A 12,108-nucleotide genomic window follows, 5' to 3' on the forward strand; every position below is an offset into this window, starting at 1 on the left:
TATGACCACTCACGAGAACACTCGCTCCCGCCGCTCCGATATCCTCGCTCATCACCGCTCCTCGCAAAGAGCGGCTATCAGCACCCCGCAGCAGCTTCCCGCAAGGCGGCCTTCAGGACACGGTTACTTCCTTGTATTCGATCTGCTGATTAATCTCGTCCCAACTGACCCATTCGCCATCGTCCCAAAAGGCTCTCTCGTGATCGGCAAGTTCCTTCATGGGCGCACACTAGCAGCAATTGGTGAACAGCTTCTGTCGCTAAAGATGTAATCCGATTAGCCGGGGCACCATCCGTGTGGTATTACGACCTATGGCGAACGAACTGGACGACATCAGGGCGCAGGCGAACTGTCCGGTATGCGGTTTCGCGCTGAACCTGACCTACAAGACGTTACGCTTGCGGCGAACGGTCGAATGCCAAGGTTGCGGCGAGACGATCCGGCCAATTGACGAAACCCCGATCGGGAAGGTGCAGGCGCTGATCGACGAAGCCAACGAGGCCACATAACCTCACGTGATGAGAGGACGCGTCACCAATTGGACTTGTGTCCAGCGGTTGTGTTCTTCTGCCAATTCTCGAAAATAGCCTGCAAATCGGGCGGGATCGTCGCTTCAAATGCCCCATCGAGCGGATAATGTGGCATGGCCTCGACGACGGCGTCGAGCAGCGCCAGCCCCTGCTTGCGGTCCTTCGGGCGCTTGAGAGGGTTGCGCTTGGCCTGCTCCGACATCCAGAGTTTGTGGAGCGCAAACCATCGAGGGTCCGGCGCTACGATCCGGGCAGGGGACCCATCGCGGCAGCCGACGACTTGATCGACTGGTCGACCAAGCAGCAGCCACTCCTGCTCTTCCAAAGGAATCGGTCGCGGTTGGTCGCGGTCGCTCAGTGTCCCGGCACGAGACGGAGCCACAAGCAACTCGACCTCATACGCCCGTGCATTCCGGGCCTGGAAATCACGCTCGCTATTGATCGTGAATGTCGAGTCGACGCTCTTTAGCATCTGCCAGACAGTTTGTTCGGAATCTTCTTGCTCGGCGACCCAGGCGAGATCGAAGTCTTCGGTTTCGTCCGGCAGGAGAATGAAGCCATTGGCCTCGATCATGTAGGCCGCGATCGCGTTGGTGCCGACGACGAGGAGGTGCGAGCCAAAAAGATCGCGACGATCGCATTCCCGAAGAATGGGACCGGCATCGCTGGAAAGCAGGGGAAGTCGCAGAGCCCGGTACAGAGCGGCGCTTTCGGCAAGACTGGTGCTCAGGAGTGCGCCGCGCTCTTTCAGCTCGGCCTTTTGCTCGCGATAGACTTGGAACTCGGCTTCGCGCGCTGCGTCCATGCGACCGAGCGACTTGCCGTTTCCGCTGCGATCATGGATCTGATAGAGATACTCATATTCGCCAACGGTCTTGCGGCGCAAATCATAAGGCAGCGCGGCACGGGCGCGTTCGGTTACGACCCAGGCGTCATATCGTTGCCGGAGGTTTACGAGAAGCCGGGATTGCTCATCGCTGAAGGTGCGAAGGGTGTCCATGAGGGTTTATCCCACAATTTCCTAAATCCGTCAAATGTGGGATAAATCAATGTCCGATAACAAAGATTATGTTAAATCACTAGCTTGTGATCTGTTAACAGCGCTCCGTTCCCAGGCAAAATGCGAGCAGGACGCAGATAAAGGAAGGGCCAGCTTACGCCGGCCCTGAAAAGTTTTGGGAGAGGATGCCTGAAAGGCGGACCGCATATGGGAAGCGCTAGTTTATGCTGCAAGTGCGAAGGCCCATTTTTTTGGTCCCGGAGCAATTGCCACGACCTCAACTAGCGAGCGTACGAAAAAAGCGGCAAACTGTCTTGATGGGGCGCTCCGACCTTCGAATGACGGACCGTCGCCGTTTGCAGCAATTCGCGTGCAACCCGCGACAGGGTGTAAACCGCCTGACGGCGAGCGCCGCGATTGTAGTGGTCGACGCGATAGCCCTGATAATGCCGGTGCAGCAGTCCCGCGCGCACGAGGTCCGAGACGGCGCGGCTGACGTTCGCCTTTCCCGCCGTACGAATGCGCTGCCGTAGCTCATCGTCGATGATGGTCTTCGCGGCAGCAGCATCGGCGGGGAGGCGCCCATCGATAAAAAGTTCAGATTGGACGCGGTCAGCTAGCGCCAGACGACGTGGATCGCGAGAACCCATGGGGGCCAATGCGTCGCAGAGCCAATCCCGAATGGTCGCCGCAGAACCGTCAGTGACAACTAGCGGCCCCGCCCTTCCATCCGGGCCGGCGATACTCGCAATGAGGTTTAGAACCATGAAGGCATAGCGCGGGCGGGCGGAGTTTTGCGCCAACGCTTCCATCATGGTCGGCATGTTCACTGGCGGCCCATTATCGCCGTGCTGCGCAAGGTTCTGAAGCATGTAAGAATCATGCATATCTAGAACGAAAAGTGAATCCCCAATCCAAGAAATCGAACACTTTGTCACCAATGACACTTTGCCGGCGGGTAAAGTGTCATTGGTGACATTCTACTGAGCGTGGCCAAGGCAGGGCGATCGGCGCATTTACAGCTCAAGCCCTTTCGACCGATCGAGTTGAGGCACTTCGCGCGGCTCTGGAGCCACGGGCTTTCGGGCACCGTTTCCTTCAGCGGGGCTGGGACCGCCCATATCCGTCCTCTTTGTTTCAGGTTTCTCCGCCGTGGCGCCGGCACCGACATCGAGGCTGCTGCCGAGATCGAGTTCGCGCTCGAGGTCGGCGAGAGTCGGCGTGCCGGCCTCGTCCCCGGTCGGCGTGTCGCGTACCCCGTCTTTACCAGACAGGATGCGTTCGACCGCGAGCTCGCCGATCGCCTCGAGCGCTGAAGTCTTGTCGCCGCGGTTGCTCTCGAGCTGACGTATCAGTTTGGCCTTGTCGTCGGTGAACAGCCTCACATCCATTTGCTGTCGCGTATGATTGACGAGGAAGGCGCGAGCATTCGAGAGGTTCGTCTCGCCGGCACCCATAACCGAGAATACGGTCTCGTTCGTGATGCCCTGCGCCATATGCGTGTTGATCGCATAGGCGAGATCCATTCGCTTGAGCATCGGATCGCCGTTCTTCAGCTCGCGCAGCTCGCCGTCGGCGAGTTTCACAACGATGCCGTCCCGGTCGACTTTTTCAATGCTGGCGATCGTCGCGTTGATCATGCCGCGCCCATCACGCTTGTCACTGTCGGTCCAGCGGATGCGTTCGCCCTCGTGAACCTCGATGCGCTTTTCGTTGCTGAGCTTCAGCCGGTTGAGTTTGCCGTTAGGGTCGATCGTGGCCGGTTCGACACGGTGCTTGCGCCCCCTCATGTCCCGAAGTTCCACGCGGCCATTCTCGAACACCCGATCGATATGATAATCACCCTTCGGCAGACCTAACCCATTATCGCGGCTTCCGACCTCGAGGAACTGCGCTGCCTTCCAGTTGCGCGCGTAGCGATACTCCTCGCGGGTGAGCTGCAGCGTCTCGCGAACATTGAACGGGCGCCCTTCCCCTTTCAGCGTGCCTTCGGCTTTCAGCCCGTCCTGTATGATCTGATTTGCTTCCGCGCGACCATCGCGGCTCGAAGGCAGGAGCGTGGTTTTGTTCCGTTCGTCTGCCGACAATGCGAGCCATGCGCCGGCGGCGTCGGCGATTCGGGTTTTGCTCTCGATGACGCGATCGCCCAAGATCGCGATCGCGCCGCGCACGTTACCGGCATCGGCGAGATCGGCAACGAGACGCATATCTTCTGTTTTCTGGCGCATGTTGATGTTGACCTCGCTGACCGGCAGCTGGTCCTGGATCGCACGCGCCTGCATGACGGAGAAGCTCTTCCCCGCGTCGATCGGGTTGAGCTGTTTGCGGTCGCCGATGATGGCGAGGCGGCCGACCTCCATCAGATTCGCGATCGCAGTAAGCTTGTCCATGCGCTCGTTCGAGATCATCGATGCTTCGTCGAGGATGAGATAGGTGCCGGCGAGCTCTGCCTTTCGCGCGGCGAAGGCTTCGGCCGACGCCACGCCATTCAGAAATCTCTCGTTCGAATAGATGAAGCTGTCGACAGTGCGCGATTCCATTCCGGTGTCTGTTCTCAGATCCGCGACCATCTTGTTCTGGAAAGCGAGGGCCTGCGCATCGCCGCGCATAGCGGCGGTGAGCAGGATCGATTTGGCATCTTCGGCTCCCAGCAATCGCGCTGTGGCATCGATCGCCTCTGCCTTGGCGACGGGCTGAAGCATGGTCGATTTTCCGGCGCCGGCGCGGCCTTGGACGAGCACGATGCGATCTGGCGATGAGACGATCTGGATCGCGGCCGCGAGCTGTTCGGTGTTGAGCTCGCGCGGGACCGCGAGCTCCTGCAGACGGTCGCGAGCGACGTCGGCCGACATGAGCGGGCGCGCTTCACCGGCGCCAGTGTCCATCGCCTTCAATATGCGGCGCTCTTGCTCGATTGCCTCCCGGGTTGTGATCATGTCGATGGCTTTGTCGAGCCGCTGCGACGTCTCGGGGACGATCTCGCCCTTTTCAACGAGCTCGGCGATCCGGCGCTCGATGCGCTCGGGCGTCACGCCCTTCTCGCCAAGATCCACAGCCGTCTTTATGACGTCGGCCGTGCTGAAGACCGCTTCGCGTTCGCCCAAAATGCGAATGGCGCTCGCAGTCGCATATTGGGTACGGGCGGTCGCCGGCGTGCGTGTCAGTTTGGCGAGGCCGGAATCGACCAATGGATCCTCGGGCCGTTTCAGATAGTCGACAAGGCGGTCGCGACTATCTCGAATGGCGGTGCTGACGGCCAATATTCCGCGTTCGATCGGCGAGCTGCGCTCCCGGGACCTCACGAGCGCCATGGCGTAGATCTGGTCGCCATTGTAGCGATAGTCTCGCGCCTCGGCGCGCCAACGCTCGGCAAGCTCCGCACGATCGCCGGCATCCATCTTCGGATCGCGCGTGCGCTGCGTGATGGCGCGTCGGCCTTCTGGACTATGTACGCCGAGCTCCTCGGCCTTTGCCTTTATGTCGCTACCGCGCTTGGAGAAGCCGTCGAGAGCTTCCTTGTTGATTTTCTCCCCATTGGGGCCAAGGAGCTCGAAAGCACCATGTTTACCCGTGATCTCGGTCTTATAGCCCAGCGCCTCGATCTTTTCCCGCAGGATGGCGTTCGCCATCGAGGTAAGCGTTGCGCTGGCCCTATACATCGTCCCGTTGTGCCAGGCGCGCCAGCCATCGTCGCGGATGACTTCGCCGGTCTTTTCGTCGACGCGATCGGGATTTCGGAATTGTTCGGGAAGGCGCGAAAGATTGGCGATGACGGCATGGATATGGCTCTGCGGGTCGGTCGCCCGGCTCGTGTCATGCGGAAATAGCGCGTAGACCAGGTTGCCGGTGCGGACAGCGACATCCTTGCCGTCGACATGAACGCGAGCTTCGGCGAAGTTCTTCTCTGCCCAGGCCATCGTCTGTTTGACTGTTTCCATATGCGCGGCGAGGATCCGCTTGTCGCCCGAAACCAGCGCAAGGAGCGACGCCGATTTCGGCATGGAGAAGGTGAAGTCCCGACCGCTGTCGCGGGTCGCAGGATCTCCGATCTGCTTTCCGTCGGGTAGCTCGCCGCTCAGGATGCGTTCGAACGTGGTGGTATCGACGGTCCCAGACAGTCCGAGATCCTTCGCCCCCTCCCCCGCCCAGGCTGACACGGCTTCCGACTGTTCGGCCGTATAATAATTGTCCGCCGCGAAATAGGTCGCGGCACCTCCTGCCGAATGCACTTTTCCGATCGAAACCGTCATCGCTCTCAATCCATGTCCATGTCGAGGTCATCGCTGCCGCGCGCCATGCCGTCAGCGCCGAGCTCGGCACCGCCGGCGCGGCGATGCTCACTCTCCCCGAAGTCCATCCGGGATTCGCGGCGCGCCAGTTCTCCACTCCGCTCTTCGACGGGGTCCTTGGGACCGCGCAGCTGCTCCTTGTTGGCGAGTGCATTTTGTTGCCCGCTGCCGCCCGTCCCCGCATTTCGTGGGGCCGGACCATTCGGCGCAACGTCGTCGATCGACCGCTTGGCCAACGAACCGGCGGGAGGCAGTTTGACCGGCTGCCCGAACAGATCCGACCGACCATCTGAACTCGGGCGGCCGACATCCAGCACGTCACGCGCCCGGACCTCACGCCCCTCCTGCAGGTCCGCGACCTCTGGACGGTCGGTGCGTTTCGCTTCCGGAGTGGTCCCCGGTTCGGGACGGTCATTCGCGATGTCCTGACCGCCGCCCGCTTCGCCCTCGCCCTCATCTTCGCCGTCGGCGATCGGATCCAGCTCTGGCGGCGGCGGAGCCTTGATAAATCCTTCGGCAATCGATGGAAAGCCGACATAGGGGAAAGACACCAGGGTCGCGGGAAACTTCTCGGGAAACCGAACATAGGCGTTGAGATTGGGAAGACTGGTGATGTCATCGGCGATCACCAGCGCCTCCTCCTTGGTCGTCGGTGAGATCGTCGACGCGTCGCGAGTTTGGTGCGCACCATAACTATAGGATTCGTCCATCGTACGAACTTTGCGGAACCCGATCAGACGTGAGCATTCCTCGGCCGTGTCCCGATCGGTGGTGCGAAGCATGATCTTCGTGTTCGTCAGACTGATAATGTTGCGAGCACCGTCCTCGCCATAAGGGACCCTGAGCCCCGCAAAATTGTGGAGCCCGAGAACGAACGCGCCGCCGAAACTACGTGCCGTCTGGAGCCCGCGCTCAAGCGCCGGCAACTTGTGGAGCGCCGCCAGTTCGTCGAAGATGTACCAGGTCCGAAGTTGACGCGAATGCGGAAGCGTCATGATCGTATTGATCGCGATGTTCATCCAAAGCGTCAGCAGCGACTTCGACATATCGAGATCGGCATATCGCGCCGTGATGAACAGGATCGACGCTTTGCCATCGTCGCGCTCTACCCAATTCTTGATCGAGAATGGCTCTCCTTTGTCGGGAAGAAAGCGGATACTTTCAGCGTGCGCGTTCAGCACGGCGCGGATCGATTGCGCCATCTTTGCAGCGTCGGGCGAGATGAGCGGGTCGGCAACCGTGCCCTTCAAACTCTCGTAGATCTTCTTGAGGCTGGCCTTCAACAGTTCATCCGAAAGGTGCCGGTTCGTACCCTTCCCCTTCCTCCTCAGATTGTCGCACATTTCGACAAACAGGGTGCGCGCGGCCTTTTCCCAAAAGCCCCCGTCCGATCCATGGTCAGCGGGTATAAGCGCTGTCGCAGCGTTCACGAATTCGCTGCGAGATTCGCAATCATTAAACAGCGACCATGACTCGCAGCGATCGTCGTTGAGGTTCAAAACATGATCCCGATCGGGATCGTAGAACGCTTCCATATAGTGCCCAGTAAGGTCGAAAAGAACGCACCTGTCGCCTCGCTCGACTGCTTGCGCCACCAGTTGGCGAATAAGCGTGGTCTTGCCCGTCCCCGTCGTGCCGGTGAGCATGACATGGCTCTGCTCGAAGCCATAAGGGAACGGCAACGTCGCAATCATGTACGGGAGGATGACGCCCGCGGCCTTCCGCTCCGCGAGCGGCAACGCCTCGACCCCCGCGAGCGTCAAATCGGGGAACGCCTCTTTCGCGCGTTCCCGAACTCGATCAAGGTTGTGGCGATCGAGCATCATCTTGAGAACATCATACTCGACAATCTCGACGCCGCGTTCGTGGTGATCGGCAAGGATCGATTCCCCCCGCTCGCGCGCCCAGGGAATGAACCACCACGCGAAAGCGCCCGCACCAACGGTCGCGAAGAAGAGGCTTCCGAACAACGCGTTCATCAGCTTTGCCCATGCAACCTGCACGTCCGGGATATAGGGAACATATCCCATGTAGGTTGGATAGATGCTTCCATCACGAAGCGTGACGTTGGCGCGCTTCATTTCGTCGAGGCCGATGAAGTCCCACGTTGCCGCAAGCGCCTTGGTGCCGAGCATTTGGAACTCATAGTCGTCGAGGATGAGTGTCAGTTTGAGCCAAGTGAATGCGGCCAGCAGACCGAACCAGAAGAACAATGGCACGCGCGCGCCGCGCCACCACATCGAGAATTGATGGCCGATGAGCTGCGAGCCGCGCGTGAAGTTTCCTGAGTTGCGATTAGCCTCGCCGTGGCTTGACCAGGGGCGCGGATGGCGGGGGCGTGACGACTTATCTGCCATGGTGGCGGTCCAATCGTGTATCCACCATTGCAAGAAATTCGTTACGCCGATCAGGCGCGTTCTTCCTCACCCATTCATCGGCAACGAGCTGCACATACTCGCATATGATGGCCATCCGTTGCGGATTGAACTGGGGACGATCCCGGTCCGTCAGGAAGCTGTTTACGATGCGGCGGACAAGCTCTGACTTGGTAATTCCTTCCGATTTGGCGAGCTCGTTTAGAGCAAGCCAAGCCGAAGGCGAGAGCGCCACAGAACGACGATGAAATTCCAAACCACCCTCCCTCTCAGGGGTAGGCGGTGGGTTCTTGCGAAAGGCGGCATTTGGATATCAGCAACTGGAATAAGGGTCAAGGTGGCCGAGCCTCGCTGATATTGCTGGTGTATTTTGCACCCCGATCAGGTCTTAGAACCGACCGGAATTCGCCACTTTTGGGGGGTGCCGATTGCACCCCGATGTAGGGTGGCATCTGCACCCCATCGGGTGCCTTATGCACCCTTCCATTTCCTTGCATTTCCGCCAGATCTTGAGCTTCGCGCATTGCGGCTCGCCGCATACCGTGTGCTTCTCAGAATGAGAGATCCCCGAAGCGGATTTCTCATTCTGCTTATCGAAGGGAATTCGGGCGTAGCCCTTCAGTTTGCCTGCACCGGGGCACATCGTGCCCTGTTCGGGCATGAGAGTTGCAATCTGCATGAGGCGTTAGCCTCGGCACGCACTTGCCCATCGTGAGATCGGAACGGTCGGCACGATCGATGAGGATCGTTCGGTGAAACGATGCCGAACGGGTTCCGGACCGGAGCCCCGCCAAGGATCATCCGGCCTGACCGATGAAGGATCGATTGCGACACCTGTGGGAGCAATCGCCAATAGGCGCCTCGCGTTTTGGGTTCCCGCTTCGCGCTCCCAGAACGCTGGCGTAGCGCGCCCAAACCCAGTTCATTTTTCTCGCCGTCTGCGATCAAGCCGGAACCCTAACGGGTACAAGGAGAGATCGTGGAGCCAGCCAAGGTCGAGTTGCTGACGGTTCCTATATGGGACTGGAATTTCATCTCCATCGTGATAGCAAAGGCTACAACGGGGACCGAGCAGAAGGAAAGACGACATGCCAAGAGCGAAAAAGATCGAGGGCAATCTGGACGCGATCACGGCGAAGCGCGCCGCGTTGGAAGCGGAGCTTGCGGAGCTAACGGAAGCCGAACGCCGTGCGCGCGAAGCGGAGCGCGACGCGGGGCGGGACGTGCTGCTTGGCGCGCTTGCCAAGGTGAAGATCGCTCGCATGGACCGGGGCGTTGCGACGTCCATTGCGAAAGCGATCGAGAAGCATGGATCGATCAAGATTGCGGAAGCTCTTGCGGCTCTTTGAAGCGATCGACGATGCGCAGGTCGCGAGCGAAGCAAGCGACAAGCGAGGCGATCGGTCTGCGGTTTGGCATCTTGCTCTTGCCGCATGAGTCGCGAGCATTTGCCTGCGATGCGCTGTCCGCCGACCTAGCTCGGCGGCAAGCGAGCAGGGTACGGACCGGCAGCGAGTAGGGGAACCGCCGACGGTCGAGCGGCGGTTCCATTGGCGCTCAATGCGCCGTCAAACAAAGCTGCTCGTATCGGAAATCGAGTTCCATTTCGGTCTCTGCCAATGTCTCGGCAAGATGATCCTCTTGCATCGACATCAATCGGCATTCCTCGATCGTCATGGCGTGCCAGTCGATCATGTCCGCGAAAAATTCAGTGCGACCGATCTGCCGGCTGATGGAACGTGCGGCGCTTTCGAGATGAGCGATCCGTGCGTTGATTGCGTGTTCCATGATGCGTCTCCTGAGAAGACTTGAGGGGCGGCCGAGACCGCCCCCGGGATTGTTAGAAGGGAACGTTGTCGTCCTGGTCGTCATCGTCGCGATCTGCGGGTGCGCCGCCGTTCTTGATGATGGTGGCCATCCGATCGGCGATGAGGTCGACCGTGTAGTGGCGGGTGCCGTCGGCTTCATAGCTGTTCTGGCGAACGCGTCCGGTGATGTGAACCAGGTCGCCCTTGCCGATCTTCGTGGCCCGTTCGTTCAGCATGCCGAAGAAGGTGACGCGGTTCCAGTGGGTGTCGTCCTTCCAGCTGTCGCCGTCCTTGCGGGGGTAGTTGCTGGCGATGTCGATGTGGGTGACTTTCTCTTTGGCATCGACTTTGCCGACGCGACCGATGATGCGAAATTCAGCGATGTTCTGCATGATGTATCTCCTTGGGTGGTGTCGTTGCTGACGCACTTCGAGGAGGCGGCCGCTCGCCGCGGGCAAGCTGAAAAACGGAGGGTCCACGAAGTGGAAACCGTAGGCGCGGCACGCGCCGGTTTTCTGCTTGAGGGCTGACAGGCCCGTCCCGCAATAGGCGGGCGAGCTGCCTACGTGCGTCAGACAGCAACGAGGCCGCCCAAGGAGATGAGCAGTAACTCGGCTTTCGCATTGGACGCCTCGCGCTCGAGGTCGATGTATGAAGGTCGCGCGTTCCGTCGCCGGCACCCGTATCGGCAGATGTTCAGCGGGACGCTTCAGGAACCTATTGGCCTCGGCAATCGTCGATCCTGGAGCCGCGATCGGCGTCGTGGTGTCCTTCCCCTCCCCGGCCTACGCCATCAGCTGCACCGGGCAGGGTCGGGAGCTTTCGGTCGGCTATTCCGAACGGTGGGTGGGATCGATCCGGCGCTTGATCACATTGCCGATGACCCGGCGCCACAATGCTTCCGGCATGATCCCGAGAAAGGGGCTGCCGTCCGGCGTCCCTCGGACGTCGGGCCCAACCCACGCAAATTCGTTGAGGTGGTTCCACACAATTCGGGAACGATCGTCCAGCCCGAGATGGGCGGCAACCCGGGGCGGGATCGGAATGGTGAATGCGGGATCGTAATTCCGGGTCGATATCGGCGCCGTGATCACGCGGAGCTGGCCCCGGGCTTTATAGGTGCTCAGGACAAGGCACGGCCTTGTCTTTCGACCATCCTCCAGCCCGCGTTCCTTCTCGGCGCGCCAGAGATAGACATAGCTGATGACGTCGGTCGGTTGCGGCTCAGCCCATGAGCTCGTTGAGGGCAATTGCTTCGGGCCGCGCTTGGGCGGTCCGGAGGCTGCGGATGGCTTCATCACTCAGTTCCTCGGGCGTAACAGCGATATGGTCGAGGCGCGCGAGGCGTTCATATTCTGACGCGGGCAACATGACGACGCGGGTGGCGCCATTGCGCTCGATCCCGATGGGGTGCGTCATGGCTTCGTCGTAATAGAAGCCGAAGCGCTTCGATACATCACTGGAAGTGACCTTCTCGATTGGCAGTTCCATGATTCCCTCATCACCGTTACCTGGTCAGTGCATCCGGCCTTCTCCGCCAGATTGTGCTACTACCCGTCAATTCCATTACTGAGAATCCGCACTTTACGTAATCTACGGAATGCGGATTTGCAACCCCCTGCCCGCGCGAGCTGGATTCCGGCATGAGGGCCAAGCCCTCTACGCCCGGAATCCACTGCTGGCACCCGCTAGTCGAACAGGCGTTCGACCAGCTCGGTTCCATCGTCCGTGAGCAAGATAACGTCAGGAAATTGCGCAGGAATGAGCCGCTGCCAGCTTCCATCACCGAACCGGAGCTCGTCCTTATCAAATGCCTTGCTGTATTCGTAAATGCCGAAGGTCGGCTTTTCGAGGTTCCATTGGCGTGCGAGCGCTGACCCGGGCTTCACGAGCGCGATGCACTCAACGTCGTTCGGTGAGCGCTCGACGGGAGATTGCGGCTTCCGCATGGGCGGTATCCCCTCCTGAATTTTAAGGATCCTAGGCCGTAGACTCGTAAGCGTTGATCCAGAGTCGGGCTGCGAACAGTTTTACAGCAGCGAGGAAGTTGTCGGCGCGCTTGTCGTATCGAGTAGCTAAACCTCTAGCATTCTTAATCTTTCCAAA

The 12,108-nt window shown here is 59.9% G+C and carries 13 protein-coding genes; 3 read left to right on the forward strand and 10 right to left on the reverse strand.

The genetic code is table 11. The annotated features are described in order from the left end of the window. Both FG91_RS22405 and FG91_RS15850 read left to right on the forward strand, forming a co-directional pair. Positions 1–271, forward strand: a 271-nt coding sequence (locus FG91_RS22405) for a hypothetical protein (RefSeq protein ID WP_235212064.1), incomplete at its 5' end; no start/stop codon positions are given. A gap of 40 nt (positions 272–311) precedes the next feature. After that, complete coding sequence (locus FG91_RS15850) at positions 312–509, forward strand: hypothetical protein (protein ID WP_037516761.1); 198 nt, start codon at positions 312–314, stop codon at positions 507–509. 22 nt (positions 510–531) lie between these two features. Here FG91_RS15850 and FG91_RS15855 read toward each other — a convergent pair whose 3' ends face one another. The 5 genes from FG91_RS15855 to FG91_RS21845 all read right to left on the reverse strand — a co-directional run bounded on the left by FG91_RS15855 (position 532) and on the right by FG91_RS21845 (position 8,450). Continuing rightward, entirely contained in the window at positions 532–1,530 is a 999-nt protein-coding gene (locus FG91_RS15855; RefSeq protein WP_037516763.1) for a GSU2403 family nucleotidyltransferase fold protein, read from the reverse strand. Between the two features lie 281 nt (positions 1,531–1,811). Continuing rightward, positions 1,812–2,402, reverse strand: coding sequence for a hypothetical protein (locus FG91_RS15860; protein ID WP_235212065.1), 591 nt, complete (start codon positions 2,400–2,402; stop codon positions 1,812–1,814). 144 nt (positions 2,403–2,546) lie between these two features. Then, positions 2,547–5,780 (reverse strand): MobF family relaxase, encoded by a 3,234-nt coding sequence (gene mobF, locus FG91_RS15865; RefSeq protein WP_037516768.1) that lies wholly within the window; start codon positions 5,778–5,780, stop codon positions 2,547–2,549. Between the two features lie 5 nt (positions 5,781–5,785). Then, positions 5,786–8,176: a type IV secretion system DNA-binding domain-containing protein gene (locus tag FG91_RS15870; RefSeq protein WP_037516770.1), complete on the reverse strand. Its 2,391-nt coding sequence runs from the start codon at positions 8,174–8,176 to the stop codon at positions 5,786–5,788. Further along, entirely contained in the window at positions 8,166–8,450 is a 285-nt protein-coding gene (locus FG91_RS21845; RefSeq protein WP_152568142.1) for a hypothetical protein, read from the reverse strand. The genes FG91_RS15870 and FG91_RS21845 overlap by 11 nt, the downstream gene beginning before the upstream one ends. Before the next feature lie 832 nt (positions 8,451–9,282). On the opposite strand from FG91_RS21845, the gene FG91_RS15880 reads away from it, so the two are divergent. Beyond that, positions 9,283–9,543: a hypothetical protein gene (locus tag FG91_RS15880; RefSeq protein WP_037516775.1), complete on the forward strand. Its 261-nt coding sequence runs from the start codon at positions 9,283–9,285 to the stop codon at positions 9,541–9,543. Positions 9,544–9,751: 208 nt separating this feature from the next. Here FG91_RS15880 and FG91_RS15885 read toward each other — a convergent pair whose 3' ends face one another. The 5 genes from FG91_RS15885 to FG91_RS15905 all read right to left on the reverse strand — a co-directional run bounded on the left by FG91_RS15885 (position 9,752) and on the right by FG91_RS15905 (position 11,951). Beyond that, positions 9,752–9,982 carry a hypothetical protein gene (locus tag FG91_RS15885; protein ID WP_037516777.1) on the reverse strand — a complete coding sequence of 77 codons (231 nt, stop codon included), beginning with the start codon at positions 9,980–9,982 and terminating at the stop codon, positions 9,752–9,754. A gap of 52 nt (positions 9,983–10,034) precedes the next feature. Next, positions 10,035–10,394, reverse strand: a complete 360-nt coding sequence (locus FG91_RS15890; RefSeq protein ID WP_037516780.1) for a single-stranded DNA-binding protein — start codon at positions 10,392–10,394, stop codon at positions 10,035–10,037. Positions 10,395–10,832: 438 nt separating this feature from the next. Continuing rightward, positions 10,833–11,300, reverse strand: coding sequence for a type II toxin-antitoxin system PemK/MazF family toxin (locus FG91_RS21850; RefSeq protein WP_152568143.1), 468 nt, complete (start codon positions 11,298–11,300; stop codon positions 10,833–10,835). Beyond that, the gene (locus tag FG91_RS15900) at positions 11,227–11,493 is read right to left on the reverse strand and encodes a type II toxin-antitoxin system Phd/YefM family antitoxin (RefSeq protein WP_037516785.1); all 267 of its coding nucleotides are present in this window, start codon (positions 11,491–11,493) and stop codon (positions 11,227–11,229) included. Before FG91_RS15900 ends, FG91_RS21850 begins: the two co-directional genes overlap by 74 nt. A gap of 197 nt (positions 11,494–11,690) precedes the next feature. Then, positions 11,691–11,951, reverse strand: a complete 261-nt coding sequence (locus FG91_RS15905; RefSeq protein WP_037516788.1) for a hypothetical protein — start codon at positions 11,949–11,951, stop codon at positions 11,691–11,693. Between the last annotated feature and the right edge of the window lie 157 nt (positions 11,952–12,108).

Source organism: Sphingopyxis sp. LC81, assembly GCF_000756375.1.
GTDB lineage: Bacteria > Pseudomonadota > Alphaproteobacteria > Sphingomonadales > Sphingomonadaceae > Sphingopyxis.

Excerpts from the sequence above, each read along its gene's own strand:
- FG91_RS15850 (WP_037516761.1), top strand. The coding sequence starts at position 312 with ATGGCGAACGAACTGGACGACATCAGGGCGCAGGCGAACTGTCCGGTA.
- FG91_RS15855 (WP_037516763.1), bottom strand. The coding sequence starts at position 1,530 with ATGGACACCCTTCGCACCTTCAGCGATGAGCAATCCCGGCTTCTCGTA.
- FG91_RS15860 (WP_235212065.1), bottom strand. The coding sequence starts at position 2,402 with ATGCTTCAGAACCTTGCGCAGCACGGCGATAATGGGCCGCCAGTGAAC.
- mobF (WP_037516768.1), bottom strand. The coding sequence starts at position 5,780 with ATGACGGTTTCGATCGGAAAAGTGCATTCGGCAGGAGGTGCCGCGACC.
- FG91_RS15870 (WP_037516770.1), bottom strand. The coding sequence starts at position 8,176 with ATGGCAGATAAGTCGTCACGCCCCCGCCATCCGCGCCCCTGGTCAAGC.
- FG91_RS15880 (WP_037516775.1), top strand. The coding sequence starts at position 9,283 with ATGCCAAGAGCGAAAAAGATCGAGGGCAATCTGGACGCGATCACGGCG.
- FG91_RS15885 (WP_037516777.1), bottom strand. The coding sequence starts at position 9,982 with ATGGAACACGCAATCAACGCACGGATCGCTCATCTCGAAAGCGCCGCA.
- FG91_RS15890 (WP_037516780.1), bottom strand. The coding sequence starts at position 10,394 with ATGCAGAACATCGCTGAATTTCGCATCATCGGTCGCGTCGGCAAAGTC.
- FG91_RS21850 (WP_152568143.1), bottom strand. The coding sequence starts at position 11,300 with ATGAAGCCATCCGCAGCCTCCGGACCGCCCAAGCGCGGCCCGAAGCAA.
- FG91_RS15900 (WP_037516785.1), bottom strand. The coding sequence starts at position 11,493 with ATGGAACTGCCAATCGAGAAGGTCACTTCCAGTGATGTATCGAAGCGC.
- FG91_RS15905 (WP_037516788.1), bottom strand. The coding sequence starts at position 11,951 with ATGCGGAAGCCGCAATCTCCCGTCGAGCGCTCACCGAACGACGTTGAG.